The organism is Streptomyces sp. NPDC058619 (genome assembly GCF_042717785.1).
Classification (GTDB): domain Bacteria; phylum Actinomycetota; class Actinomycetes; order Streptomycetales; family Streptomycetaceae; genus Streptomyces.
The window spans coordinates 1-23,765 of record NZ_JBHXQN010000076.1; the positions used below are offsets into that span (position 1 = coordinate 1).

Annotated in this window: 26 protein-coding genes and 3 pseudogenes; 12 read left to right on the forward strand and 17 right to left on the reverse strand. The window is 73.4% G+C overall.

Translation table 11 applies throughout. The features are described from left to right. Positions 1-189 precede the first annotated feature (189 nt). Together ACFWTC_RS35460 and ACFWTC_RS35465 are read left to right on the forward strand one after the other, a co-directional pair. The gene (locus ACFWTC_RS35460) at positions 190-594 is read left to right on the forward strand and encodes a CBS domain-containing protein (protein WP_383930512.1); all 405 of its coding nucleotides are present in this window, start codon (positions 190-192) and stop codon (positions 592-594) included. A 48-nt stretch (positions 595-642) separates the two neighbouring features. After that, positions 643-951: an SCO5918 family protein gene (locus tag ACFWTC_RS35465; protein ID WP_384029984.1), complete on the forward strand. Its 309-nt coding sequence runs from the start codon at positions 643-645 to the stop codon at positions 949-951. Between the two features lie 111 nt (positions 952-1,062). Here ACFWTC_RS35465 and ACFWTC_RS35470 read toward each other — a convergent pair whose 3' ends face one another. Together ACFWTC_RS35470 and ACFWTC_RS35475 are read right to left on the reverse strand one after the other, a co-directional pair. After that, positions 1,063-1,455 carry an ATP-binding protein gene (locus ACFWTC_RS35470; RefSeq protein ID WP_384029982.1) on the reverse strand — a complete coding sequence of 131 codons (393 nt, stop codon included), beginning with the start codon at positions 1,453-1,455 and terminating at the stop codon, positions 1,063-1,065. 241 nt (positions 1,456-1,696) lie between these two features. Further along, complete coding sequence (locus ACFWTC_RS35475) at positions 1,697-1,930, reverse strand: hypothetical protein (RefSeq protein ID WP_383930504.1); 234 nt, start codon at positions 1,928-1,930, stop codon at positions 1,697-1,699. 485 nt (positions 1,931-2,415) lie between these two features. Between ACFWTC_RS35475 and ACFWTC_RS35480 the strand changes: the two genes are divergently transcribed. Further along, positions 2,416-2,754 (forward strand): MerR family transcriptional regulator, encoded by a 339-nt coding sequence (locus tag ACFWTC_RS35480; RefSeq protein WP_351277784.1) that lies wholly within the window; start codon positions 2,416-2,418, stop codon positions 2,752-2,754. A 219-nt stretch (positions 2,755-2,973) separates the two neighbouring features. Next, the gene (locus tag ACFWTC_RS35485) at positions 2,974-3,177 is read left to right on the forward strand and encodes a cold-shock protein (RefSeq protein WP_267726646.1); all 204 of its coding nucleotides are present in this window, start codon (positions 2,974-2,976) and stop codon (positions 3,175-3,177) included. A 348-nt stretch (positions 3,178-3,525) separates the two neighbouring features. On the opposite strand, the gene ACFWTC_RS35490 is transcribed toward ACFWTC_RS35485, so the two are convergent. After that, positions 3,526-3,867, reverse strand: a complete 342-nt coding sequence (locus tag ACFWTC_RS35490) for a hypothetical protein (RefSeq protein WP_383930501.1) — start codon at positions 3,865-3,867, stop codon at positions 3,526-3,528. Between the two features lie 299 nt (positions 3,868-4,166). On the opposite strand from ACFWTC_RS35490, the gene ACFWTC_RS35495 reads away from it, so the two are divergent. Continuing rightward, positions 4,167-4,907 (forward strand): hypothetical protein, encoded by a 741-nt coding sequence (locus ACFWTC_RS35495; protein ID WP_384029986.1) that lies wholly within the window; start codon positions 4,167-4,169, stop codon positions 4,905-4,907. Positions 4,908-5,201: 294 nt separating this feature from the next. Here ACFWTC_RS35495 and ACFWTC_RS35500 read toward each other — a convergent pair whose 3' ends face one another. The 3 genes from ACFWTC_RS35500 to ACFWTC_RS35510 form a co-directional block, all read right to left on the reverse strand. Beyond that, a complete protein-coding gene (locus ACFWTC_RS35500) occupies positions 5,202-6,512 on the reverse strand; it encodes an ion channel protein (RefSeq protein ID WP_383930498.1) in 1,311 nt (436 codons plus the stop codon). Positions 6,513-6,617: 105 nt separating this feature from the next. Then, positions 6,618-6,773: a hypothetical protein gene (locus ACFWTC_RS35505; protein WP_383930495.1), complete on the reverse strand. Its 156-nt coding sequence runs from the start codon at positions 6,771-6,773 to the stop codon at positions 6,618-6,620. Beyond that, positions 6,770-7,705: a chloride channel protein gene (locus tag ACFWTC_RS35510; protein ID WP_384029980.1), complete on the reverse strand. Its 936-nt coding sequence runs from the start codon at positions 7,703-7,705 to the stop codon at positions 6,770-6,772. Before ACFWTC_RS35510 ends, ACFWTC_RS35505 begins: the two co-directional genes overlap by 4 nt. A 337-nt stretch (positions 7,706-8,042) precedes the next feature. Here ACFWTC_RS35510 and ACFWTC_RS35515 point away from each other — a divergent pair, with 337 nt between their 5' ends. Beyond that, positions 8,043-9,722 (forward strand): BCCT family transporter, encoded by a 1,680-nt coding sequence (locus ACFWTC_RS35515; RefSeq protein WP_383930489.1) that lies wholly within the window; start codon positions 8,043-8,045, stop codon positions 9,720-9,722. Between the two features lie 131 nt (positions 9,723-9,853). On the opposite strand, the pseudogene ACFWTC_RS35520 reads toward ACFWTC_RS35515, so the two are convergent. Then, a pseudogene (locus tag ACFWTC_RS35520) lies at positions 9,854-10,171 on the reverse strand (hypothetical protein); the annotation flags it as partial. Between the two features lie 175 nt (positions 10,172-10,346). On the opposite strand from ACFWTC_RS35520, the gene ACFWTC_RS35525 reads away from it, so the two are divergent. Beyond that, the gene (locus ACFWTC_RS35525) at positions 10,347-11,030 is read left to right on the forward strand and encodes a M15 family metallopeptidase (RefSeq protein WP_383930486.1); all 684 of its coding nucleotides are present in this window, start codon (positions 10,347-10,349) and stop codon (positions 11,028-11,030) included. A gap of 83 nt (positions 11,031-11,113) precedes the next feature. On the opposite strand, the gene ACFWTC_RS35530 is transcribed toward ACFWTC_RS35525, so the two are convergent. After that, entirely contained in the window at positions 11,114-12,727 is a 1,614-nt protein-coding gene (locus ACFWTC_RS35530; RefSeq protein WP_384029978.1) for a phospholipase D family protein, read from the reverse strand. Between the two features lie 205 nt (positions 12,728-12,932). Between ACFWTC_RS35530 and ACFWTC_RS35535 the strand changes: the two are divergent. Continuing rightward, positions 12,933-13,166, forward strand: a pseudogene (locus ACFWTC_RS35535) (hypothetical protein); the annotation flags it as partial. 169 nt (positions 13,167-13,335) lie between these two features. On the opposite strand, the gene ACFWTC_RS35540 reads toward ACFWTC_RS35535, so the two are convergent. The 3 genes from ACFWTC_RS35540 to ACFWTC_RS35550 form a co-directional block, all read right to left on the reverse strand. Then, positions 13,336-13,620, reverse strand: a complete 285-nt coding sequence (locus ACFWTC_RS35540) for a hypothetical protein (protein WP_383930480.1) — start codon at positions 13,618-13,620, stop codon at positions 13,336-13,338. Positions 13,621-13,804: 184 nt separating this feature from the next. Further along, positions 13,805-14,722, reverse strand: a complete 918-nt coding sequence (gene bla / locus ACFWTC_RS35545) for a class A beta-lactamase (RefSeq protein ID WP_383930478.1) — start codon at positions 14,720-14,722, stop codon at positions 13,805-13,807. Positions 14,723-15,074: 352 nt separating this feature from the next. Continuing rightward, a complete protein-coding gene (locus ACFWTC_RS35550) occupies positions 15,075-15,461 on the reverse strand; it encodes an ATP-binding protein (protein ID WP_384029976.1) in 387 nt (128 codons plus the stop codon). A gap of 415 nt (positions 15,462-15,876) precedes the next feature. Between ACFWTC_RS35550 and ACFWTC_RS35555 the strand changes: the two genes are divergently transcribed. Beyond that, complete coding sequence (locus ACFWTC_RS35555) at positions 15,877-16,344, forward strand: luciferase family protein (protein WP_384029974.1); 468 nt, start codon at positions 15,877-15,879, stop codon at positions 16,342-16,344. On the opposite strand, the gene ACFWTC_RS35560 is transcribed toward ACFWTC_RS35555, so the two are convergent. Then, positions 16,335-17,552: a phosphatidylserine/phosphatidylglycerophosphate/cardiolipin synthase family protein gene (locus ACFWTC_RS35560; protein ID WP_383930469.1), complete on the reverse strand. Its 1,218-nt coding sequence runs from the start codon at positions 17,550-17,552 to the stop codon at positions 16,335-16,337. The two genes, ACFWTC_RS35555 and ACFWTC_RS35560, sit on opposite strands and share 10 nt — an antisense overlap. 118 nt (positions 17,553-17,670) lie before the next feature. Then, positions 17,671-17,925 carry a DUF5133 domain-containing protein gene (locus ACFWTC_RS35565; protein ID WP_383930466.1) on the reverse strand — a complete coding sequence of 85 codons (255 nt, stop codon included), beginning with the start codon at positions 17,923-17,925 and terminating at the stop codon, positions 17,671-17,673. 992 nt (positions 17,926-18,917) lie between these two features. Between ACFWTC_RS35565 and ACFWTC_RS35570 the strand changes: the two are divergent. Both ACFWTC_RS35570 and ACFWTC_RS35575 read left to right on the forward strand, forming a co-directional pair. Then, positions 18,918-19,442: pseudogene (locus ACFWTC_RS35570) on the forward strand (hypothetical protein); the annotation flags it as partial. 313 nt (positions 19,443-19,755) lie between these two features. After that, positions 19,756-20,244, forward strand: a complete 489-nt coding sequence (locus tag ACFWTC_RS35575) for a PP2C family protein-serine/threonine phosphatase (protein ID WP_383930463.1) — start codon at positions 19,756-19,758, stop codon at positions 20,242-20,244. Positions 20,245-20,383: 139 nt separating this feature from the next. On the opposite strand, the gene ACFWTC_RS35580 is transcribed toward ACFWTC_RS35575, so the two are convergent. The 4 genes from ACFWTC_RS35580 to ACFWTC_RS35595 form a co-directional block, all read right to left on the reverse strand. Beyond that, entirely contained in the window at positions 20,384-20,854 is a 471-nt protein-coding gene (locus tag ACFWTC_RS35580) for a Dps family protein (RefSeq protein ID WP_383930460.1), read from the reverse strand. A gap of 206 nt (positions 20,855-21,060) precedes the next feature. Beyond that, positions 21,061-21,327 (reverse strand): DUF4235 domain-containing protein, encoded by a 267-nt coding sequence (locus ACFWTC_RS35585; RefSeq protein WP_383930457.1) that lies wholly within the window; start codon positions 21,325-21,327, stop codon positions 21,061-21,063. Beyond that, a complete protein-coding gene (locus ACFWTC_RS35590; protein ID WP_383930454.1) occupies positions 21,324-21,791 on the reverse strand; it encodes a DUF3618 domain-containing protein in 468 nt (155 codons plus the stop codon). The genes ACFWTC_RS35585 and ACFWTC_RS35590 overlap by 4 nt, the downstream gene beginning before the upstream one ends. Beyond that, positions 21,788-22,210, reverse strand: a complete 423-nt coding sequence (locus ACFWTC_RS35595; RefSeq protein ID WP_383930452.1) for a phage holin family protein — start codon at positions 22,208-22,210, stop codon at positions 21,788-21,790. The genes ACFWTC_RS35590 and ACFWTC_RS35595 overlap by 4 nt, the downstream gene beginning before the upstream one ends. A 242-nt stretch (positions 22,211-22,452) precedes the next feature. Here ACFWTC_RS35595 and ACFWTC_RS35600 point away from each other — a divergent pair. After that, positions 22,453-23,765: HAMP domain-containing protein (locus ACFWTC_RS35600; RefSeq protein WP_383930449.1), on the forward strand; the 1,313-nt coding region annotated here is incomplete at its 3' end.

Consider the following 23,765-nt stretch of genomic DNA (forward strand, 5'->3'; position numbering starts at 1 on the left):
CTCCGGGATCCCGGTCACCATCACCAACCCCGCCTCCGACCGCCCCAAGCGCAGCACCGCCTCCACCCGCGGACGCCGCAGCCGCCCCGCACAGGGGCAGCGGCGTACCGGTCAGCGGCAGTCCTCCTTCGACGCGGCGGCCTGAACGGTCCTGTGAACCGGAGCCGACCCATCTCTGCAGGAGGCCTTGTGACGCCGGTCCAGGAACAGCCCCGCGCGGCGCACGCCGACCCCGTGCGCAGGACGGTGGCCGAGGTCATGGAGGCCGCCGGACCGCAGGTCTGCGACGACATGACCGTCGAGGTGGCCCTGTCCGTGATGAACTGCGCCCGCGCCGGTCACCTGGTCGTCTGCGACGAGTTCGGCGAGTGCACCGGACTGGTCACCCGGGCCCGGCTCACGGCCCTGCGCGACGTCGCCGCCTCCACGGACCGGATCCGGCTGCGCGACATCGCGGGCGCCCCGGGGCCCTTCACCTCGCCCCGCACCACCATGGCCGAGGCCGAACACGCCATGCGCTACCGGCGGTTGCGGGCGCTGCCCGTGGTCGACGAACACGGCAGCGCCCTGGGCGTCCTCGCGCTCTCCCGCTGAACCGCCTCATCCGGCCGGACCGTCCTCCCCTTCTCCCTGTGAGGCCTCATGCGCTGTGTCATCGCCCGTTTCCCGTTCGACCTGACGAAGAGCGGCGTGCTGGAATCGATGAAGGGCATCAAGCCCGAGCCGGTCACCGCCGAGTCGGTGATCATCGGCCGCCGCCAGTACCCGGTCAAGCAGGTGGGCGAGGTCATCACCCGGCAGGACCGGCGCGACTTCAGCGCCGGTGAGGTGTTCCGGGCCATGACGCAGCTCGGCTTCACCTGCCGCACCGTCGCCAAGGCCGTGCCGACTCCGGTCGTCGCCCCGATCATGGGACGGTCGGCGATGATCGGCGCTCCCGTGGCCGTCTGACCGGAGTACGGCCGGGAGCCGGCACTTGAACACATCGTGATGAGGGCCCGACCGGCACGCCGGTCGGGCCCTCATCACGTGATCCGTCGCCCCGTCGGTCGGCCCGCGCTACTACCGGGTCAGGAGGGCGCTCACGGTCTTGCCCCCGTCGGTCCGCGGGGTGACCGCGGTCGCGCGGGCGAGGTGGTTGACCATCGGCCAGCCGAAGCCCCCGCCACCGCCGTGCAGGTCGGGGACGCGCATGCGCGGTGCGTGGGGACTGGTGTCGTGGACGGCGACCTCGATGCTGTCGGCGTGCGCGGTCAGGTCGAGGGTGCAGGTGCCGCCGCCGTGGCGCAAGGCGTTCGTGACGAGTTCGGACACGACCAAGACGACGGTATCGGCGGCGTCCTGGGCCACAGTGGGCCGGCCCAGCCCGTCGAGGAACACCCTGACGGAGTCACGGGCGCCGGCGACGGCTGTCGTGGAGCGGATGATCGTGGCGTTCGTGATCGTCGTGTTCATCGGGCTCACCTGCTCTCTGGATCGTCCGTGCCCGGATCCATCTCAGTGGTGCGGTCCGCATCGGAACGGACGGGGCGGGGCGGATTCCGACGCCCTGCCACCGGCGCCCTTGACCCGGCCACCGCCGGGACCGGCGTCATCGCCGGGCCGAGCGTGCTTCAAGTCCCGCCCCTCGCGTACCCCGAGCCGTGGGAGCCATGTGTCCGGGATACCCGAAGTCGGGTGCGACGGGGCGTTTCCGTCAGCCTGCGGTGCGGCGGTAGGGACCGGAGCGCGGTTCGGGCACCGTCCGCAGCCGCCGCCGGGGGAGGCGCGGGCCGCCCGCGCTCCGGTGCCGTCCGGCGTGCTGCTCCGGACGGAGGTTCCGCCCGCCCGGCCGTGCGCCCGCCCGGGGCGGCGTCACCGGCGGAGCGAGTACGAGAGCCGCGATGATCGCCGCCACCGTACCCAGGATGATCACGGTACCCACGGACATGTGTCCCGCCTCCCTGCCTGTCGACTGCACTACTTCCTCACCCAGTGTTACCACTCGTGACCTTCTGAAACACCCTGCGTGATCTCCGGGGGCATACGAGAGTGATTGGCTCCCCATCGAATACGCGGAAATCTGTGATGGCGGGAATAGACATTGCGCGGTCGCCTGGTTATGGTTTCTCATGTAGCCAACGTGGAACGGTAAGGGAAGGGTGGAGGGGTCGGGCAGCACCATCAGGATCGCCCGGGTGTGCGACTGGGCCCGGGTACCGCACGACGCCGGAACGGAAGGTAGTCCACGGTCACGCATACGCGATCCCCGCATTCCCGCCCCTCTCCAGGGCGAGACCGCGGAAACAGGAGGTCGGCGCAGTACTAGGGCCGATGGATGGTGTTGAATTTCCCTTCGGGGCTCCGGTGCCGCACGGCACCAGGGCCCCTCTACGCGTTCCCCGAGTCCTTCCGCGATTTTCGACAGAGGTGCAGATGACAGCAGAGAACCCCACAGGCCCGCTCGGCGGTCACCTGGACGACGACGACTACCCGGCCTACACCATGGGCCGGGCCGCCGAGATGCTCGGAACCACCGCAGGCTTCCTGCGCGCACTCGGAGAGGCCCGCTTGATCACCCCGCTCCGCTCCGAGGGCGGCCACCGGCGCTACTCCCGGTACCAGCTGCGGATCGCGGCGCGCGCGCGGGAACTCGTCGACCAGGGCACCCCGGTCGAAGCGGCCTGTCGCATCGTCATCCTGGAGGACCAGCTCGAGGAGGCGCAGCGCATCAACGCCGAGTACCGCCGCGCGGCGGGTTCCCCGCAGGCATGACCGCAGAGCGGCGCGAGCGGCGAACTGATGTTGAGGGGTCGCTTCCTCTGGTGACGGTGCGTGCCGTCCGTGTAGCGTGCCGGTAGCTGTCGTGGTTCGAAGTGCCTTCTGCCCGCATCTCCTTGGTGTGGGCAGTTCTGCTGAGTTGTGCCTGGACCAGGGCGATCACCTCCGTTTCCCGCAATGGTGGGCGACGATCACCGACTGGAAGGCATTGCTATGGCTACGGGCACTGTGAAGTGGTTCAACGCGGAGAAGGGCTTCGGCTTCATCGCCCAGGACGGCGGCGGCCCCGACGTCTTCGCCCACTACTCGGCGATCAACGCGTCCGGGTACCGCGAGCTCCAGGAGGGTCAGGCCGTGACCTTCGACATCACGCAGGGCCAGAAGGGCCCGCAGGCGGAGAACATCACCCCCGCCTGATCACCGGGACCCGCCTGGTCCTTTGGGACTCCGTGGGTACACACCTCGGGGCCGCGCAGCACCAGCTGCGCGGCCCCGAGGCCGTTTCGGGGGCCGCGGACGCCCGCCGGGGCGGTTCGGTTCCCGGCGAGCACGAGGACCCGGTCGGCCCCGGTGAAGCGGACCCGCCCGCGCTTGTCGGGGTTGTGCCGCACGCCGTGGGCGGGGCTGGGCGCCGGCACGGGAACGTGGCCATCTCGCCTATGACGATCACGTTGTCGTACGACGGCACGTCCAGCTTGGCCAGCACCGCGGGGTCGGTGGTGCTGCTGTTGCGGCAGATGATCCGCCGGTCGTTGCCGGTGGTGATCAGGCTGACCAGCGTCGACACGAACAGCAGGGCGACCAGTGCGAGCGAGGCGGACGCCAGAACGAAGAGGGGGAGCCGACCGCGCCCCCGATCTTGAGCGTCTGGCCGACGCTGACCCACACGGCCGTGAGCCGGCCCGAGGCGGTCGGCGGGACCCGCCGGTCGGCCCATACGAGCACCAGGCTCATCGGGACCACGAAAGCGAGGCAGGCCAGGGCCAGCCAGCTGATCAGCACGGCGGTTCCCCGTGCCACCAGGTTGTCGCACCGGTAGCGCAGTCGCACCCGGACCGACCGCGTGTACTGCTGCGCCGCGCAAAGCTCCCCGGCATGAGACGACACGCCATCAGGGCGGCTGCCCGCCAACCCCGTGGTCCACGGTAGGCAAGACCGGCCGGCATGCCGTCCCCGGGAACCCGCCCTCACCCGGAGGTATGAACGGTTCCGCGAAACACCGGATCGGCCCGGGGCCGCAGTGGACCCCGTCCTCCGGTCGTACGGGGGCGTGGTCCGCCGCCGCGGCCGAACGGGACCCGGCGGCGGCGTACTTCGCCGGTACCGGGGCAGCCGACCCCGCGGGCGGCGCGACGCCGCCCCGCCCGGAGCTCCCCGCCCGAACCGACGAAAGGCACCCCCGCCCCATGCATGCGCGCCGCGCCCTGCCCGCCGCCGTCCTGGCCCTGGCCGCCCTCACCGCCCTGGCGGGCTGCGGCGGTTCCCCCGCGGCCGCGCCGGCCCCCGGCGGGAGCGGGCCCGGCGCCGTGGCACAGGGAGGACGCGCCACCGAGATACCCGGACTCGGGCCGCTGACCGTGGCGGGCGTCCCCGTCGAAGCGCGGCAAGCCGTGGTGGTCACCGGCCGGGGCCGGGACTCCAGCAGTTCCACAGTGATCCTCTACGAGCGCGACGACACCGGGAGCTGGTCCCCGGCGCCGCTCGCCGGCTCCGGCTGGCCCGCGCACAACGGCCGGCGGGGCTGGACCGACCACCACACCCTGGGGGACCTGCGCTCGCCCGTCGGGGTCTACGGGCTGACCGGCGCGGGCGGGCTGCTCGACGATCCGGGTACCCGCCTCCCGTACGACCGGGGGCCCGCCTTCACCATCGGCGGTACCGGATCCCTGGGCGAGCCCCTCGCCGGCTCCTTCGACTACGTCGTCGCGATCGACTACAACCGGGAGCCGGGCACCTCACCGCTGGACCGGACCCGTCCCCTCGGCGAGGAGCGGGGCGGCGGGATCTGGCTGCACGTCGACCACAACGGCCCGACCGAGGGCTGCGTCTCCCTGGCGAAGCCGCAGATGAGCGAACTGCTGCGCTGGCTCGACCCGGAGCGGCGCCCCGTCGTCGTCATGGGCGACGCGGACTCCCTCCGCCGCTGAACGCGGCGTGGGGGACGCGGTCAGGGGGACGCGGTGGGCGGCCGGGTGGCGTGCGGCGCCGGGCCGGGCCACGCGCCGACGGCCGCGGTGCGTGCGGCCCCGCGCCGGCTCGATGCGATGGACGGTGCGCGGACCGGCGGGTTCCGTGGTCCGGGTGGTACATCACGGGGCGCCATCGGGCCCGGTGCAGTGATCACCGCGGGGCCGAGGCGGCCGGTGCCGTGATTGAGTCAGGCGAGAGGGTCATCGGACCGCCGCAACCGTTCCGGGGCCGCCGCAACCGTTGCGGGGCCGTCAGCGCAAGGGGGCGCCCGCGCCGTCGAGTTGCATCTGCGGCCGCCCGCTGACCAGGAGCCAGGCCGGGAGCAGCGCCACGCACAGCAGCGGCAGCAGGCCCGGGTCCGGGGCGAGGATCGCGGCGGTGAACAGACTGACCCAGCCCTGCCGGGTGACGGCCAGCAGGACCCCGAGGACCCCGCAGGTCACGCCGACCGCCGGGTGCACCGCGGGCACCAGGGCATGCGCGGCGAGACCCAGCGCGACCCCCACGAAGACGGACGGGAAGATCCGGCCGCCGCGGAACCCGGAGCCGCAGGCCACGAGGACGGCGGCCAGCTTGACCACGGTCATCAGGAGGAGGGAACCCGCCGAGTACGCACCCGGGTCGGAGGACAGGACGCCGATCTCCTCCAGCCCCTTGAAGAGGGTGAGCTTGCCGCCGAGCGCCCCGAGGAGTCCCAGCACCAGGCCGCCCAGGGTCAGCGCGAGCACCGGGTGCGGCAGCAGGTGGAAGAGCCGGTGGACGTGGGGGAAGGCGTAGACGGCGATCAGGGCCAGGGCCGCCCCGGCCGAGGAGATCACGAGCGCGGCGATCAGGTCGGGCCAGTGCGGGCCGTCGAACGCGGGCAGCGGGAGGTGGAAAGTGGGAGCGGCGAGCATCACGCTCGTCACTCCGCCCGCTCCCGCGGCGATCAGCGGGGCGAAGAGCTGGTCCCACAGGGTGGGTACGCGCTCGCCGGGTGTCGTCGGGGTCGCCGGGCGGGGCGCGGACACCATCGACTCCGTGAGGATCAGCACGGCAGCGACCGGGGTGCCGAACAGCGCGCCGACCGTGCCCGCCGCGCCCAGCGCCACCCACACCTGCGCCGGACTGCCGGGCGCGAGGCGTCGCCCGAGCCAGTACGCGAGGGCGATGTTCGCGGCGGTGATCGGGTTCTCCGGGCCCAGGCTGACCCCGCCGGCCAAGGCCAGTCCGGTCACCACGAGCAGCCCGGGGACCACTCCCAGCGGCAGCGGGGCGTCCACCAGCCCCGTGGTCGCGGGGTCGGGCCCGGCGTGCCCGTGCACCTTCCACACCACGAGCCCGACCGCGAGACCGGTCGCCGTCAGGACGGCCAGGATCCACACGAGCGACCAGGGCCCGACGCCGATCGCGTCGGGCAGGGTCTTCCACAGCACGCCCTTGAGCAGATCGGCCACCTCGCTCACGCCGATCAGCAGCAGGCTGGAGCCCACCCCGATCACGAGGGCGGGCAGGATCAGCGGGAGCAGGGCCCTGGCGGGGGAGGCCGGAGGGGGCGCGGCGGGCTGTGCGGGGGCGGTCACCGGATCAACGTAGCGGTGAATCACCTGAAATCATGTCAAATAGCAACGCGTGCGCGTGACAGAGGGGGTGCTCTTCGCGGCGGCGGTCCCGGGCCGGCCGGAGGGTCACGGCCGGTCCGGCATGCGCAGCCGCAGGCTGTCGTACACGGGGACGCTGCCCATCCGGTCGGCGGTCAGGGTCGCGGCGAAGCAGGCGGTCAGCAGCGGGACCAGCAGGGACGTGGCCCCCGTCATCTCGACGACGAGCGCGATGCCCGTCACGGGCGCCCGGACGACCGCGGTACGGGCACCACCGGCACGTCGCCGGCCAGCAGCCGCCCGCTCAACTGGTCCCCGCCGCCGGCCAGCAGCGGATCGATGCCGAGCAGGAGTCCGACCACGGCCCCGATCAGGGCGGCCCGGGCGACCGGACCCACCCGGGTGGTGCGGTCGCAGAAGGCCAGGGCCCCGATGACGAGGCGGTTGTACCCCGCCCCCAGGGCGCCCGTGGTGACGCCGAGCAGCAGGAAGACGGGCAGCAGGACGAGCGGCGGGGCGGCCGTGTCCGGCACGCGGAATACGGGCCGGTCGCCCACGACGAGCTGGGAGCACCCGACAGCGGTCGCGGTGCCGATGAGCGTGAGCAGCACCAGGCGCGGCCGGACCCGCCTGGTCGCTTCCTCGCAGACGAACAGCACCCCGCTCAGGGGCGCGGTGAACGCCACCGCCAGGCCCGCTCCGGCGAGGGAGGTGTGCAGCAGGGTGACGTCGCCCGGGCCCATCCCGGTACGGCGCCCCGCCTCGGCACCGATCGCCGCGCCCATGTGCACCGTCGGGCCCTCCCGCCCGAGGACCAGGCCCGAGCCCATGGCGACCAGCCCGCCCGCGAACTTGGCCGGCAGGAGCCACAGCGGCCGCGGTTCGCGCTCCCCGCGCCACACGGCCTCGACGTCCTGGACGCCGCTGCCGGCGGCGAGCGGGACCCGCCGGGCGATCGCGCACGCGACGGCGGCGCCCACCGCGGTGAGGGCGACCGGGACCAGCCAGCCCGGACCGCCCAGCCGCTCCGACGCCACCAGCAGGGAGCCGCGCAGTTCGTCGGCCCGCACCAGGCACCAGCGGAAGCTCCCGCCGACCAGCCCCACGAGGCAGCCCGCCACCGCCGCGACGAGGTACACGACCGGCCCGCGGTCGCCCCGCTGACCGGCCGTCACCCGGCGCACCCCCGGCCGGGGAGCGGCGGGCGGGGGTGGGGAGCGCCCGGCGCGGGCGGCGGACGGCCGCCGGGGGCGCCGGGCATGTACTGACCTCCGCCGAGCCGTGGTTCGCGTCCGTCAGAGCCTGTCCCGCCGCCCGCGCGGCGCCCCGGACATCGGGGCGGCCGCGCCCAAACCGCCCCCGACTGGGTCAACGCCGCCCGGGCGGTGGCGGCGTACGGTCCGCGACATCCGCATACCGCCGCCTCCAAGGGGCCGTTTTCGGGTGGAAAGCGTGATAAGCCGATACGCGTACCGAAATGCTCCTTTTCGGTCTTCGTGGAAGGGGACTTCGTTGTCGCACGATCCGCCGGCCGGCCCTCGTTCCCGAACGGACAAGGTGGTCTTCGGCGTCACGGCGGGCCTGACCCTGGCCTTCGTGCTGTGGGGCGCCCTCGCCACCGACTCGCTCGAAAGCGTGTCGAGCCGACTGCTGAAGGGGCTCATCCACAACGGTGGCTGGGCCTTCATGCTCGCCGCCACCGGCTTCGTCGTCTTCGCGTTCTGGCTCGCCATCAGCCGCTACGGCCGCATCCGCCTCGGGCGCGAGGGCGAATCGCCCGAGTTCCGCACCGTCTCGTGGGTCGCGATGATGTTCAGCGCGGGCATGGGGATCGGGCTCATGTTCTACGGCGTGAGCGAGCCGCTGTCGCACTACGGCACGCCCCCGCCCGGCACCCACCCCGTCGACTCCGCAGAGCGCATGCAGACGGCGATGGCCACCACGCTGTTCCACTGGACGCTCCACCCGTGGGCCATCTACGCGGTCGTCGGGCTCGCCATCGCCTACAGCACCTTCCGGCGCGGCCGGCGCCAGACGATCAGCGCGGTGTTCGAGCCGCTCATCGGCGCCCGGCACGCCCACGGCGCCGCGGGCCGCGTCATCGACATCGTCGCCATCTTCGCCACCCTCTTCGGCTCCGCCGCCTCCCTGGGCCTGGGCGCCCTGCAGATCGGCAGCGGGTTCCGGGAGCTGGGGTGGATGGACACCGTCAGCACCGGCCTGCTCGTCGCGATCATCGCCGTGCTGACCGTCGCGTTCGTCGCCTCCGCGGTCTCCGGCGTGGAGCGCGGCATCCAGTGGCTGTCGAACATCAACATGGTGCTCGCGCTCGTCCTCGCCGTGTTCGTGTTCATCGCCGGGCCGACCGTCATCGTGCTCGACCTGCTCCCCACCTCCGTGGGCGCCTACATCGGCGACCTGCCCCAGCTCATCGGCCGTACGGAGGCCACGGGCGCGGGTGACGTCGCCGACTGGCTCGGCAGCTGGACGGTCTTCTACTGGGCCTGGTGGATCTCCTGGACGCCGTTCGTCGGCATGTTCATCGCCCGGATCAGCCGCGGTCGTACGATCCGCCAGTTCATCGGCGGCGTCATCCTCGTGCCGAGCTCGGTCAGCCTGGTGTGGTTCGCCGTCTTCGGCGGTACGGCGATGAAGCTCCGGGAGAGCGGCGAACTCGGCCGCGAGACGACACCGGAGGGGCAGCTCTTCGGAGTGCTCCAGCAGTTCCCCGTCCCCACCGTGATGAGCCTGCTGGTGATGGTCCTCGTCGGCATCTTCTTCGTGTCGGGCGCGGACGCCGCGTCCATCGTGATGGGCACCCTCTCCCAGAAGGGCGTCTTCGAACCGGCCCGGCTGGTCGTCGTCTTCTGGGGCGTGGTCACCGGAGCCGTCGCCGCGATCATGCTGCTCATCGGCAACGGCAAGGGCGACGCGCTCGCCGGCCTGCAGAACCTGACGATCCTGGTGGCGGCGCCGTTCACCCTGGTCATGATCGGCATGTGCGTGGCCCTCATGCGCGACCTGCGCCGGGACCCGCTGATCGTCCGCGGCGAGAGGGGCGCGGAGGCCGTCGCCCAGGCCGTGGTGGCGGGCCACGAGGAGTACGACGGGGACTTCGAGATCCGCATCGGGCCCGGCACCGGCCCGGAACCGGACGCGAAGCGGCCCTCGCCGATCGACGGGCAGCGCTGACGGCCGCGCGCCCCCGGCCGGCCGCGGCCACGGCGTGCGGCCCACGGCGTACGGCCCGCGGCGGTGCGGTGTACGGGCCCCTCAGGGGGGCCGTACCCGCCGCGGCGCGGTGAGGCGGCGCGTACGGACTCCACCACGGCCTCGCGGTGGCGGGCGAGGAGCCCGGGCGGCCGGTCGGCGCCCGGATCGCCCGCCGCTGGGCCGCCGACCGCACCGAACCAGGCCTGGGACAGGCCCATCACCAGGGTGAGGACGTCGACGGCGTCCAGCGCGGAGTCGACGGCGCCGGCCTGCTGGGCCCGCTCCACCACCGCGATCTTGCCGCGGTAGGACTCCGCCTCGGCGGGCGTGGAACCCGGCCGCTCCAGCTGCTTCCGCAGGACGAGCCGCATCAGCGCCGGCCGCGCGACGCGGGTGACCGGAACGACGCCATGTCGTTGAGTGTTCATCTATGTGTGCGCCGAGAAGCCCTTGCCGCGAGGCGACGGCCCGCCGCCACACCCCTGGCCGCCCCGGCCGGTCACCCCCCTGATCGGCCGGGGCTTCCCCGTGCCGCGGCGGCCGGACCGGCCCCCGCACCGGCTCCGGCATGCCCGCCGGGCCGGGCGGACCTACGGTGGATCAGTGCGCTACCGCCTCGCGGTCGTCGCCCTGACCGCCGCTCTCTGCGTGTCCGTGCCGTCCTGCGACGTGCAGCAGGCTCCCGCGCCGCGGCTGCGGGCCCTGCCCGCGGAATCGGTGCCGGGACTGTCGGCCCGCGTAACGGCCGTTCCGGCCGAGAAGCTGGGCGCCTCCCACCGGGCCGGCTGCCCCGTACCGCCCGGGGACTTGCGGCTGATCCGGATGAACCACTGGGGTTTCGACGGCACGGTCCACGCGGGCGAGCTGATCGTCCACCGCGAGGCCGTCGCCCCGCTGCTCCACGTGTTCGGCACGGCCTACGCCGCCCGGTTCCCGATCCGCCGCATGCGGGTCATGGCCGCGTACGGGGGCAGCGACGCCCGGGCCATGGCCGACGACAACACCTCGGCCTTCAACTGCCGCCCGGTCACCGGCGACCCGCGCAAGCTCTCCCGGCACGCCTGGGGCGACGCCGTGGACATCAACCCGGTGGAGAACCCGTACGTCGACCTCCACGGCACCAGCCACCCGCCGAACGGGCGGGACCACCTCGACCGCGACCGCGCCCGGCCCGGCATGATCCGTCCGGGCGACCCCGTGGCCCGGGCCTTCGAGGAGGTCGGCTGGTCCTGGGGCGACCGCTGGCCCAACCCCGACTACCAGCACTTCTCCGCCAACGGCGACTGACCCCGCCGCAGCCCCCGCGGCGAGGCGCAGGGGTGCGGTCCCGGGCCGCAGGGCCGCACCCGCTCCGGCCCGGACGCGCACGCTCAGAACGACTTGCGGAGCCGGAGCCGCAGCGGCCTGCCGTCCGGGTCCACGAGCAGCCGGTAGAACGGCATGGACACCGTCCTGGCCAGCGAGGACAGGTCCGGCGGCCGGTAGGCCCGGAGCCGGCCCGGCGGGCGCGGCCCCCGGCGGCCGCCCGCGTGCCAGGCGTCCAGTGCCGAGGCGGACGCCGCGAACGCGTCGAAGGCGCGCACCGGGTCGCACAGCGGGTCCGGGGCCCCCGGGTCGGGCTCGGCCTCGTCGAGGTGCTCGCGCGCGAGGCGCAGCCGCAGCTCCCTGGCGAAGACGCGCGCGCCGTCCCCGAGGCCGGCCGGGTCGCGCGGCGTCCGCGGGTCGGCGTCTGCGTCCAGGACGACGCAGCCGAGTTCCGAGTCGTGGCTCCAGGAGCGGAGGTTGATGTTGTCCGAACCGACCGCCGCCCACACGTCGTCGATCACGCACGCCTTCGCGTGGACGTACACGGGTGTTCCGGCGTGGTTCTCCAGCCCGTACACCGCGACCCGGTCGCCGCCCGCCTTGCGCAGCCGGTCCAGTGCCGAGATCCGTCCGACCAGGTTCATCGGCAGCGTGAGCCGGCCGTCCTGCTCCGGGACGGTGGGGATGACCGCGACCAGGTGGAGTCCGGGGTGGGCCGCCAGGGCCTGCGCGAAGCTCTCCACCACGCTCGGGGACCACAGGTACTGGTCCTCCAGGTAGATGAGCGAGCGGGCCCGTCCCACGGCCCGGAGGTAACCGCGCGCGATGCTGCGCTCGCCGTCGGGAGCGAAGGGATAGCCGCGGAACAGCCGGTTCGGGTACGTGCGCAGCACCTGGACGGTGTGGCTGCCGCACGGCTCCGGATCGGGCAGCTGCGGCGGCAGGGGATCGGCCTCGGTGTCCTCGTGGTGGAAGATCTCCCGCATCCGCGTGAGGGGGCTGCGGCTGAGCGGCGACGGATCCTCCCACCGCTCGCGGAAGCCGGCCTCGAGGTCGCCGACGGCCGGCCCGCACACCGCCAGCTGGACGTCGTGCCACGGCGGTCGCTCACCGTACGCCTCGGCGAAGGGGATGGCCTGCGGGTCGCCGTGGTGGGAGGCGTCGTCGTTGCGGCCGTGGCACAGGTCGATGCCGCCGACGTACGCGACGTCGGCCTCGGGACGGTCCGGGTGGCGCAGGACGACGAGCTTCTGGTGGTGCGAGCCGCCGGGGCGCACCCGCATGTCCAGCAGACATTCGCCGCCGGCCGCCGCGATCTCCTCGCCGAGGTGGCGGTTCTCCGTCTGGCTGAACTGGAGTCCGTCCAGGTGCGAGCGCCAGATCAGCCCCTTGACGATCACGCCGCGCTCGGCAGCGGCGGCCAGCACCGCACCGATTTCGGTGCCCTCGCCGTCCAGCCGCTCGTCGGGGTCGCCGCGCCAGTCCGTGAACATGAGGAGGTCGCCCGGGCCCTGCGAGCGGATCGCGGCGAGCAGCTCCGTGAAGTAGGTCCTGCCGTGGACCAGTGGCCGTACGTGATTGCCGTGTGACCAGGCCGCGCCGTCGGGGCGACGGCGATCCAGGCGCGTCGCCGTATTGCCGCGTTCGCCCGCGGTCAGTAGCCAGTCGGAGAGTTTCACTGCACGCCCTTCCCTCCGTACGGCGGCTACCCCGTCCGCGCCGACCCATGCCGGGGCGACGGGTCCGGAATCCGGTCGGCGGGCCCCGGCGGCCGCGTACACAGGAGGGGCTGCCGGGGCCCGCGTTGTCCGTGGTCGCACCCAAATTCAGTTCGTGTCCCGCCGACGGGGCGTGGACGCCTCCCGGTGCAGAGGAGATGGCGCGTTGTCAGATCGGAAGAGGTCGAGCACGGTACGGGTGATCGCACCCGCACGGCCGCGCAAGCTCGTCGTCGAGCTGGCCGGCGGACGCCTGCAGGGCGTGGTGTCGAGCGGCTCCGGCATCGAGCGGGTCTCCGTCTCGTCCGTCGCGGCCGGTACGTACGCGTTCGCCTGCAGCACCGACAACAACCGGCCCTGCGGCGGCGCGAGGGGCTCGTTCTGCAACCACATCCGGGCCGGACCCGGTCCTCCTGCCGTGGCTGCCGACCCCGATCACCACCCTCCGCTCGGGCGGCGCCGAGCTCGCCCCGCTGGACGGGTGGGCGCCGCCGTGCCGCGCGCGGACCGGCACCTGCCGGTGCTTCGAGACCCTGAGCTCCGCCGGAGCACCGGGCGTGCCGCGGCGGCTACTGCTTCGGGTCGGTGATCTCGACCCGGGACGCCCAGCGTCCGCTGACCGTGTGGTGCACGACGTACGGCCCACCGGAGACGGCCGTACCGCGGGCGAGTTCGCCGAGGATGTGCACGTCGACGGCGACGCCGTTGATGTGGCCGATCTCCTCCGCGAGCACGTCCCTGACGTACGCGTCCGGGTCGGCGCGCATCGCGGCCCGGTCCGCCTCGTCCAGTTCCAGTTCGAAGACCTCGATCTCCCGCGTCTCGACATCGCCGATGCGCCGCACGTTCGCCATGGCCGGGTCCTTCCGGTGAGGTGAGTGGTCCACCAGTGTTCAGCGACCGGCGGCGGCATCGGCGCAACCCGGTCGTCCGCACCGGGGACGAGCCCCCGTTCGGCGCACGCCCGGCGCCAGGCGGCGGTCCCGGACGCCGGTCCCGGACGCCGGTCCCGGGCGCCGGTCCCGGGCGGAGCGCCGGTCAGGCCAGGGCCACGGCCAGCAGGGCGGCGGTCCGGGCGACCAGCGGATGGTCCGCGGCCGCCTTAGGCTCGTGCTTGGTCGTCAGGACGGCCATGACGACCGGCGCCGCCCCGCGCGGGGGCCAGGCGATGCCCACGTCGTTGTTCGTGCCGTACGCGCCGACGCCCGTCTTGTCCCCCAGGACCCAGTCCGCCGGCAGGCCCGCCCGGAACCGCTCCGTACTGGTCGTGTTGGCCAGCAGCCAGCCCGTGAGCCGCTCCCGGTCCGGCGGCGCGAGCGCGTCGCCCAGGGCGAGCCGCTCGTACGTCCGGCCGACGGCGCGGGGGCTGGTGGTGTCCGTCAGGCGGCCGGGCTCCGCCGAGTTCAGCTCCGGCTCCCATCGGTCGAGCCGGGTGACGCCGTCGCCCGCCGAACGGCAGAAGCGGGTGACGGCGCGCGGACCGCCGAGCTCGCGCAGCAGCAGGTTGGCGGCGGCGTTGTCGCTCTGACAGATCGCGGCCGCGCACAACTGCTCCACGGTCATGCCGTCGGCCAGGTTCTCCTCCCGCCCGGTGACGGGGCCGAACCCGGAGCGGCGTACGTCCTGCGCGGTGTACCGGATGCGCCGGGCGAGGAACTCCCCGTCGCGGTCCAGATCGCGCAGGACCGCGGCGACGGCGAGCGTCTTGAACACCGAGCACATGGGGAAGGTCTCGTCCGCGCGGTACAGGACCGTACGCCCGGTGCCGGTGTTCCGCGCGAACACCCCCAGCCGGGCGGAGTGTTCGCGCTCCAGCGCCCGCAGCTCGTCCAGGACGCCCTCCCCGCCTGACGGCGCGGCGAAGGCCGTGCCGCCCGAGGCCAGGACGGCCGCCAGGGTGCCCGCGCCGGCGGCCAGGACCGCGCGGCGGGACGGGTGTGTTCCTGCTGCTTCCACGATGCGTCCTCCTCTGCGGCCGCTTCCGACCGCCTCGGTCGTCTCCCGTACGTATGACCACGTATGGGGTACAAGACGCACGGACCGTCCCGGCGGTTCACTCCGGCACCGTCCGCCTCACCCGCCCCGCCCGGGCCCGCCGTTCACACGGCGGCACCGATCCGGGCAGCCGCGGCCTCCGCCTCGCGCACCACGCGGCCGGGCTCGACGTCGACGAGGCGGCCGTCGAGATTGAGGGGCGGCCGCCGACGAAGACGGCGGGCGCCGAGGCGCACGAAGCGGTTCCGGTGCCCCTCCGTGGCACGCCACCCGGTGCCCGGTCCGGAGGTCCCGCCGCGGCCGGCCCGCCGGCTCAGCCCGGGGTGTGCGGGCGCAGGTGGCCCGAGTCGGTCGGGTCGCTGTCGCGGTGCGGATCCGGCCGACCGGGCGGGTGGAAACAGGCGGTGATGGTCTTGCCGCCGTGGAAGGCGTGGGCGTCCCAGCGGTCGGCGAGGGCGTCGACGATCGCGAGGCCCCGGCCGGAGACGGCTCCCTCCGACGCCTCGCCCGGGGCCGGGAGACCGGGGTCGGAGTCGGCCACGCTCACGTGCAGGCACTCTCCGTCCCAGGTCAGGACGAGTTGGGCGCTGCTCTGCGCGTGGACGTGCGCGTTGGTGACCAGTTCGGACACCGTCAGCAGGACGGAATGGACGACGTCGGGGGCGCCCTCGGTCCAGTTCAGGGCCTGCAGGTGCTCCATGCTCCACCGACGGGCCGATCCCGGCCCTCGGTAGATGGGGAACGACCTGGCCCAGCCCACCGCACGGAGCGACAACGCACCCACCTCACTTTCCTGGTTCCGGCCTTTTCGGCACGCGTTCCTCAGATCCGCCCGGCCCGGTGGCGGGCGTGTTGACCGCCCCGGCGCTTGACGAGCAGGAGCGCCAGCAGCATCGGCGCGATCAGCAGGATCATCGTTGCCATGGTGGAGTCCTTCCTCGCGGACCGTTACCTCTGCGCGTGTGACCGCCGGACCGCGGTCGAAACCCCCTCGGGCGTGCGGCGGCGCGGCGGGGCGGGGCGTCGCGTGCTGCGGCGGCCGAATTCCGTGGTGCGGGGGAGCGATTGAGTCAGCGCTCTTGTGGTGCGGGTCCCCGTCCGGGCAGGCTCGGGTCATGAACACTGCCAGGCACGCCAGTGAACAGCTCATGAGCTGGCCTGCACTCAGCGAAGGCCGCACTCCTTGCGGCACTGGACTCGGCCTCAACGCCGGTTCACAGGAGATCGTCCACTTCCACGGCGATCACGAGGCTGACGTCCATCTCACCCGCGCGATGATCGCGAAGCTGGAGCCGGCCCTCGCCGGTTCCACCGCGGTCCATCTGCGTACCGGGTCGGAGTGGGTGACGGTACGTCTGGACATCGACTCCGACATCGACCTGCTGGCCACCCTCGTCAGCGCCGCGCTCCAGGCCGCCACCCGGGCCGAGGCGGAGCCGGACGTACGGGGACCGCGCCGGGCACCCTGTACGCGGCAGGGGAGCCCCGAGCCCGTCATCATCCGGCACCAGGACGCCCGGGGCGTCCAAGACGTTCGGGACGTCCCGGGCGGCGGGCCGGGCGCGCGGGGCTGCTACAGGTAGCGGCGGATGGGGAGGACCGCGGTCTCCCGGGCGCGCTGGAGAACCGAGCGGCGCTTCCAGCGTCCCGGGCTGATCAGGTCGCTCGCCTCGAGGTCCTCGTCGTAGTGCGCGTCGAGGGTCGCGGTGAACTCGGCGTCCATCACGGCGAGCATCACCTCTTCGTCGTGGTCCAGCGACCGGCGGTTGAAGTTCGTCGAGCCGATCAGGGACACCACGCCGTCCATGGTCACGATCTTGGCGTGCATCATGGTCGGCTGGTACTGGTGGATCTTCACGCCGCAGGCGGTCAGCGCCTCGTAGTGGTGCTGACCGGCCAGCTGGCACACGCGCTTGTCGGTGTGCGGTCCGGGCAGCAGGATCTCGACCTCGACGCCGCGGCGGGCCGTGGCGCAGAGCAGGTCGATGAAGTAGGTGTCGGGGGCGAAGTAGGCGGTCGCCAGACGCACCCGTTCCTCGGCCGATTCCAGGACCACCCGCATCAGCGTCTGCATGTCCTGCCACCCGAAACTGGCCGAACCGCGGACCACCTGCACGATGGCGCCGCCGCTCGGTTCGTGGGTGACGAACCGGTCGCGGTCGTCGAACAGCTCGCTGTGGCATTCCGCCCAGTTCTGGGCGAAGGCCGCGGCGATGCCGTCGACGGCCGGGCCGCGCACCTCGACGTGCGTGTCCCGCCACTCTCCGGGGTTGCGCGCATTGCCGCACCACTCCTCGGCGATGCCGACGCCACCGGTGAAGGCGGTCCGCTCGTCGACCACCAGGACCTTGCGGTGACAGCGGTGGTTCTGCTTGAGCGGCGAGAGGTAGAGGGGCTTGCGGAACCACGCGACCTCGACGCCCGCGTCCTTCATCCCGTCCAGCAGGGTCTGCTCTATGAGACGGCTGCCGAAACCGTCCAGCAGCAGCCGCACCCTGACACCGGCGCGGGCCCGGTCGGTCAGGGCCTCGGCGAACTGCCGGGCTATGTCGCCCCTCCAGTACACGAACGTCATCATGTCGACCGTGTGGCGGGCCGACCCGATCGCGTCCAGCATCGCCGCGAAGATCTCGTCCCCGTTGCGGAGCGGCAGTACGGTGTTCCCCTCCGTCGCGGCGATGCCGATCAGCCGCTCCAGACGCCGACGGATCCGCCGGATCCGCTCGTCCGCCGTGCGGCTGCCCCCGGGTGGGTTCAGTACGCCGCTGAGCTGCTGCTCTTCGTCGATCATGCCGCGCGCTCCTCGGTTCGGGTCTGTTACCGCCCAGGACCCTATCCGACGCCGACGGCGACGGTCCCGGCCCTTTCCCCGGGTGCGCGGGGGCGGTCCGGGACATGCCGCCGTCCGGTCAGGCGGCGGCCGTACCGGCCTGCGCGCCCGCCGGCGTACCGGCGGCCGGGGCACAGGGCGCGGCCGCCAGCATGTCGTCGGCGGCCGCCAGGGCGTCCTTGATGTTCCGGGTCGCGGTTGCCACGCAGAGCGTGAACGAAACACTTTCCAACTCGAGGCGTACCTCGGGGGAGTCCTCGAGGGCCTGCGTGATCCGTGCGTCGGCGTATCGGGACAGCAGGCCACGAAGGACGGCGGGGGCGGGCTTCAGCACGAGACTGCCTTTCTGCGGAGTGTGATACGCAGTTGCCCCGTTACCCCGTCCGCATGCGCGCAGGACCGCGACCGGTCCGCGGCGGCGCCGGGATCCGCGCCCCGCGGGCTCCCGCCCCCCGCCCGGCACGCGGCCCGGGACCCCGCGGGCGTACGGGACTTCGGGCCCCGCCGGCGCACGGGACTTCGGCCCGGCGCGTACGGGACTTCGGGCCCGGCCGGTACGGGCGAGAGCCTCTGGGCCGCCCCCGCCTCCCTGCGCTTCAGTGGACGGTCGTGCCCCCGACCGGACGGACGGACAGCCCGATGCCCTCCCTGCCCGCAGCCCACCCGCAGACCGCAGCCCACCCGCAGACCGCCCGGCTCCTGGTCGACCTCTCCCACGGGGTGGACGAGGGGGGCGTGATCCTGGATGCCGACGCGCGGGTGTGCGCCCTGCTGGGCATCGAGGCCGACGCGCTGCTGTCCGGCACCTTCGCCGACCTCGCCGCCGCCGGACACGCCGGCTCCGCCGTCCGCCTCCTGACGGACGCCGCCGAGGCGGCCTCGGTGGGGCACGGCCCCGTTCCGCCCGTCACGAGGAGACCGCTCGTCCTGCGGGGGCAGCGGGAGCCGGTCCTGTGCGTGGCCTCGGCCCGCCCGGCCGTGGACGCGACCGGCCGGTCCACAGCCACCGTCGACCTGGCCGAACCCCCCGGCCCGGGCTGGGAGAACTGGGCCGTGCTGCACGCGGCGGCCACGCTGCGCGGGCAGTCGGTGTGGGCGTACGACGAAACGCACGACCGGTTCCGCTGGATCGACAACGCGCTGTCCCACAGCCGCCACCAGACCTCCGGCGCCCTCCCCCTCCAGGCGGTCCTGGACCAGCTGCACCCCGACGACGTGGACGAGGTCACCCGGGCGTTCCGGGCGCTGAGGCGCGGTGAGACCGACGTGACGCACATCAGCTTCCGCCACCCCGACGGCAAGGGCGGCTACCGCTGGCTGACCTCCATGGCCGGCATCCTGCGCCTGGGGTTCGACGGGCCGCGCCAGATCGTGGGCTCCACCTCCGACACCACCCTCGCGGCGGAACGCCGCCAGTCACTGGCCCGGGAGCACTCCCGGCAGAGCAGGCTCGTGCGGGAACTCGCCGCCGCGTTCGTCTCCGCCAAGACCGAGGAGGAGCTGACCGACGCGATCCTGCACAAGGTGGCGCCCGCCTTCTCCGGTACGGGCACGCTGCTCGCGTTCGTCGAGAACGAACGGCTGCGCGTCACCTTCGGCGACGGCATCGACCCCGCCATGGCCCGCTCCCTGCACGGCATGCCGCTGGACGCCCCGAAGCCGCTGGCCCAGGCCATCCGTACCGGCCGCATGGAGGCCATCGAATCGCGCGAGGCCTACCGCGCCACCTGGCCGCGCGCCCACCACCTCCTCGACGCGACGACCGCGCAGTCCTTCCTGATGGTGCCGTTCGCCGCCGATCCGGACAGGCCGCTGGGCGGCTGGGTCATCACCTACGACCGCCCCCACCCCGTCACGGAACCGGATCGCACGCTCCTCGGGGTGACGGCGGAACTCGCCGGCCAGGCCTGGGCGCGGATCCGGCTCAGCACCGCCCGCCTGGAACTGGCCGGCGCGCTGCAGCGCGACATGCTCCCCGCCGCGCTGCCCCCGATCGACGGCCTGGAGATCGCGGCCCGCTACCTGCCGGCGCACGAGGGGCTGGACGTGGGCGGGGACTGGTACGACGTCATCACCTTCCCCGACGGCTCGGTCGCCTGCATCATCGGCGACGTCCAGGGCCACAACATCCAGGCCGCCGCCCTCATGGGACGTGCGGACGGCCATGCACGCGTACGCCTGGCAGGACTCCTCCCCGGACCGCGTCCTGCGGCGCACCAACGAGCTGATGCTGCAGATGGGCGCCCCCGGCTTCGCCACCTGCCTCTACACCCTCCTCGACCCGCGGGGCCGGGTCCTGTCCGCGCGCGCCGGACACGTGCCGCCCGTCCAGTGCGGGCCGGCCGGGGCCCGGGCCGGGGAGACCCCGGGCGGCCTCCCGCTGGGGGTCCTGCACGGCACGCGGTACCCGCTTTCCCGGGGCACCCTCCCGGAGGGCGACACGATGGCCCTGTTCACCGACGGGCTCGTGGAGGGCCCCGGCCTGAGCCTCGACGACGGCACGGCTCTGGTCTGCCGGACGCTGGAGGCGGCGCGCCACGGTTCGGTGGACGAGATCGCGGACGCGCTGATGGGCTGCGCCCGCGCCACCCGCCACCAGGACGACCGAGCGGTCCTCATAGTCCGCCGCCCCCACCCTCGGGGGGACACCTGACGCAACCGGGGCCCGTCCGGCCGGGGCGCCCCACCCCGTGCGCCCGGCATGGCGCACCCCGCGGCCGCCTACCGGACGCACGGACGCCCCGGCCGCCCGGAGGCGGTCGGGGCATCGGTGTGCCGCAGTCCGTGGAGGGTCAGGCGCTTTCGGCCGTGAACATCCAGGCATGCTTCTCGAGGTCGCCCGTCAGGCCGATCAGGATGTCCTGGGTGATCGGGTCCGGGTCGCCGGTGGACTGGATGCGCTCACGCATGCGGGTGATCACCGCGCCCAGGGCGTCCACCAGGATGCGCACGGCGTCGGCGTCCTTGATCAGGCCCTCGGGCACGCCGGCGATGGCGCTCGTCGACGCGACAGTGGCCGCCCGCCCGTCCGGGGTCACGCCGAGGGCGGACGCGCGCTCGGCCACCACGTCGGAGTGGGTACGGGCCGAGGCGACGACCTCGTCGAGCTGGAGGTGGACGGACCGGAAGCGGGGGCCGACGACGTTCCAGTGGACCTGCTTGGCCGCGAGGGCGAGGTCGACGAGATCCACCAGCGCGCCCTGCAGCGCTTCGCCGACGGTCTTCAGGTCGGCATCCGACAGGGCACTCTTCACGACGGACACGAGGTTCTCCAATGTGCGGTGCCCCCGGCGGCGCGGTCCGGCGCTGCGGCCGGGCCGTTCCACTGAGGAACAGGATTTCCAAGACGAAACATCGCTTACCCGGATCGCTCGGGTCAAAACGGATGCGGGCGAGGTTGGGGCGAGACGAGGAGAGCCGCGGGGTACGGGCGCGCCCCCGGCTGGCGCCCCCGGCTGCCGCCCCCGGGTCAGCCCGGCCAGGTACCCGTCAGGCGGCGGACGCCCGTGGCTCCCGCGCGGTCGACGGCCGCCTTCACGACGGCGAAGACCGCGCCCTGGAGGGCGGCCGCGAGCAGGATCTCCCGCCAGGTACGGTCCTCGTCGGTCGCGTCCGGGGCGTCGTCGTCGTTGCCGACGACCTTCCAGATCTGCCGGACGGCCGCACCGGCCGCCATGCCGCTCGCGATGCCGACCAGGAGGCCGACCGGCCGATAGGCGACCTTTGACTTGTTCATCGGTTCCTCCTCCGGGCCCGGCGCAGCACGGCGAGCGTGGCCACCACGCCCACCGTTATCAGCGCGGTGCGGTGGCGGCGCGCCACCGTCGCGACGATCCGGGCCTTCTCGCGGGCCTGCGCGGGCATGTTCTCCCGGACCTTCGCCGCCACCGCCGAGGCGGATGCGGCGAGCTGGTCCCTGGTCTGCGTCGCCGTGTCCCGTACGGTCCCCGGCGTCTTGTCGTTTGCCGCTTCCGCCACGTGGGCGGCCGCGTCGTGCACCTGGGACTTCACCTGCGCGGTCCGGACCCGGATCTGGGACTTCACCTCGGCGGCCTTCGCCCTGGCCTGCGCCTTGACGTCCGCCTTCGCGGCCAGGGCCTCCACCGTGTGGCCCAACTCCTCGCGGGTTTCCCGTACCTGTTCGCGCAGCTCCGCGGGGGTGGGTGCGGTGTGCTTCCGGTCGGCGTGGTCCTCACTCATCGGTGTGCCCTCTCCTTGATCTCGGCCACGTCGGCCTTCACACTCCGGATGGTCTGTTCGGGGGCCGCCGGGCCGGCCCGGCCGATCTGCTTCTTCCCCATCGACGCGAGCACCGCCGCCACGACGGTCAGCACCCCCGCCGCGATCAGTGCCGAGGCCCACAGGGGCAGGACCAGGGCCAGGGCCGCGATCGCCGCGGCCAGCAGGGCCTGCAGGGCGAGGACGCCGACGACGCCCGCGCCGCCGAACAGGCCGCCGCCGAGGCCGGCCCGCTTGCCCTTCTCCCGCATCTCCGCTTGCGCCAGACTCATCTCCTGGCGCACGAGCCGGGTCAGCTGCTCGGCGGCCTGCTCGACCAGTGCGCCGGTCGACTCGCGGTCGTGCTGCTGTACGGGGCCGTGCATGGACGGGTTCGCCATGAGATTGCCTTCCGGTGCTGTCGTTATGCCGCGCCTACCCCCGCCGCCGCGGGTCAGTCGCCGCAGGTCCCCGCTTTGTGCCCCGCGTCGTGCCCCGCACCGGCCGCCGCCGCTCGCCGGGTCACCCGTACAGCGGCGGACGGTAGCCTTCCGGGGGTCCGCGTCGGGCAGGCAGGCGGGCGGGCGGGACCTCAGGACCTCAGGACCTGTGACGGCTGCGGAAGAACAGAGGCGGGATTGGCATGACCGAGGTGGGTAACCCCGGCGCGCGGGCCGAGCAGGGCTCCGCCAGGGGGCCGGGCGGAGCGGTCGGAGAGGCCGAGCTGCGCCAGCTGCTGACCGGGCTGACGGCCGTACGCGACGGTGACTTCGGGACGCGGCTGCCGTACGAGGACGACGACCTCCTCGGGGAGATCGCCACGGTCTTCAACGGCATGGTCGACCAGCTGTCCCGCTTCACCTCGGAGGTGACCCGTGTCGCCCGGGAGGTGGGCACGGAGGGCACGCTCGGCGGCCAGGCGGTCGTCCCCGGGGTGTCGGGTACGTGGGCCGACCTCACCGAGTCCGTCAACGCGATGGCGGGCAATCTGACGACGCAGGTCCGCGACATCGCCCAGGTGGCGACGGCCGTGGCCCGCGGCGACCTGTCGCAGAAGATCGACGTGGACGCGCGCGGCGAGATCCTGGAGCTGAAGAACACCATCAACACGATGGTCGACCAGCTCTCCTCCTTCGCCGACGAGGTCACCCGCATGGCCCGGGAGGTCGGCACCGAGGGCATCCTCGGCGGTCAGGCCGACGTCAAGGGCGTCTCGGGCACCTGGCGCGACCTCACGGACTCCGTGAACTCCATGGCCGGGAACCTGACGGCCCAGGTCCGCTCCATCGCCCAGGTCGCCACGGCCGTGGCCGAGGGCGACCTGTCGCAGAAGATCGGCGTGGACGCGCGCGGCGAGATCCTGGAGCTCAAGGACACCATCAACACGATGGTGGACCAGCTCTCCTCCTTCGCCGGGGAGGTCACCCGCGTGGCCCGCGAGGTCGGTACCGAAGGCCGCCTCGGCGGTCAGGCCGACGTCAAGGGGGTCTCCGGCACCTGGAAGGACCTGACGGAGTCGGTCAACGTCATGGCCGACAACCTGACGGCCCAGGTCCGCTCGATCGCGGAGGTCACCACCGCGGTGGCGCAGGGCGACCTGTCGCAGAAGATCCGGGTCGACGCGCGCGGCGAGATCCTGGAGCTGAAGGACACCATCAACACGATGGTGGACCAGCTCTCTGCCTTCGCGGGCGAGGTCACCCGGGTGTCCCGGGAGGTGGGTACGGAGGGCAACCTCGGGGGCCAGGCCAACCTGCGCGGGGTCTCCGGCATCTGGAAGGACCTCACGGACAACGTCAACGTCATGGCGTCCAATCTGACCGGACAGGTGCGGTCCATCACCCAGGTGGCCACGGCGGTCGCCCGCGGCGACCTCTCGCAGAAGATCATGGTGGAGGCGAAGGGCGAGGTCGCGGCGCTGGCCGGGGTGATCAACACGATGGTCGACACGCTGTC

Coding starts and splice junctions, on each gene's coding strand:
- ACFWTC_RS35550 (WP_384029976.1), bottom strand. CDS start 15,461: ATGGAGCACCTGCAGGCCCTGAACTGGACCGAGGGCGCCCCCGACGTC.
- ACFWTC_RS35560 (WP_383930469.1), bottom strand. CDS start 17,552: ATGATCGACGAAGAGCAGCAGCTCAGCGGCGTACTGAACCCACCCGGG.
- ACFWTC_RS35595 (WP_383930452.1), bottom strand. CDS start 22,210: ATGGCGAACCCGTCCATGCACGGCCCCGTACAGCAGCACGACCGCGAG.
- ACFWTC_RS35575 (WP_383930463.1), top strand. CDS start 19,756: ATGCACGCGTACGCCTGGCAGGACTCCTCCCCGGACCGCGTCCTGCGG.
- ACFWTC_RS35585 (WP_383930457.1), bottom strand. CDS start 21,327: ATGAACAAGTCAAAGGTCGCCTATCGGCCGGTCGGCCTCCTGGTCGGC.
- ACFWTC_RS35590 (WP_383930454.1), bottom strand. CDS start 21,791: ATGAGTGAGGACCACGCCGACCGGAAGCACACCGCACCCACCCCCGCG.
- ACFWTC_RS35480 (WP_351277784.1), top strand. CDS start 2,416: ATGACAGCAGAGAACCCCACAGGCCCGCTCGGCGGTCACCTGGACGAC.
- ACFWTC_RS35540 (WP_383930480.1), bottom strand. CDS start 13,620: ATGGCGAACGTGCGGCGCATCGGCGATGTCGAGACGCGGGAGATCGAG.
- ACFWTC_RS35485 (WP_267726646.1), top strand. CDS start 2,974: ATGGCTACGGGCACTGTGAAGTGGTTCAACGCGGAGAAGGGCTTCGGC.
- ACFWTC_RS35470 (WP_384029982.1), bottom strand. CDS start 1,455: ATGAACACGACGATCACGAACGCCACGATCATCCGCTCCACGACAGCC.
- ACFWTC_RS35475 (WP_383930504.1), bottom strand. CDS start 1,930: ATGTCCGTGGGTACCGTGATCATCCTGGGTACGGTGGCGGCGATCATC.
- ACFWTC_RS35495 (WP_384029986.1), top strand. CDS start 4,167: ATGCATGCGCGCCGCGCCCTGCCCGCCGCCGTCCTGGCCCTGGCCGCC.
- ACFWTC_RS35555 (WP_384029974.1), top strand. CDS start 15,877: ATGAACACTGCCAGGCACGCCAGTGAACAGCTCATGAGCTGGCCTGCA.
- ACFWTC_RS35465 (WP_384029984.1), top strand. CDS start 643: ATGCGCTGTGTCATCGCCCGTTTCCCGTTCGACCTGACGAAGAGCGGC.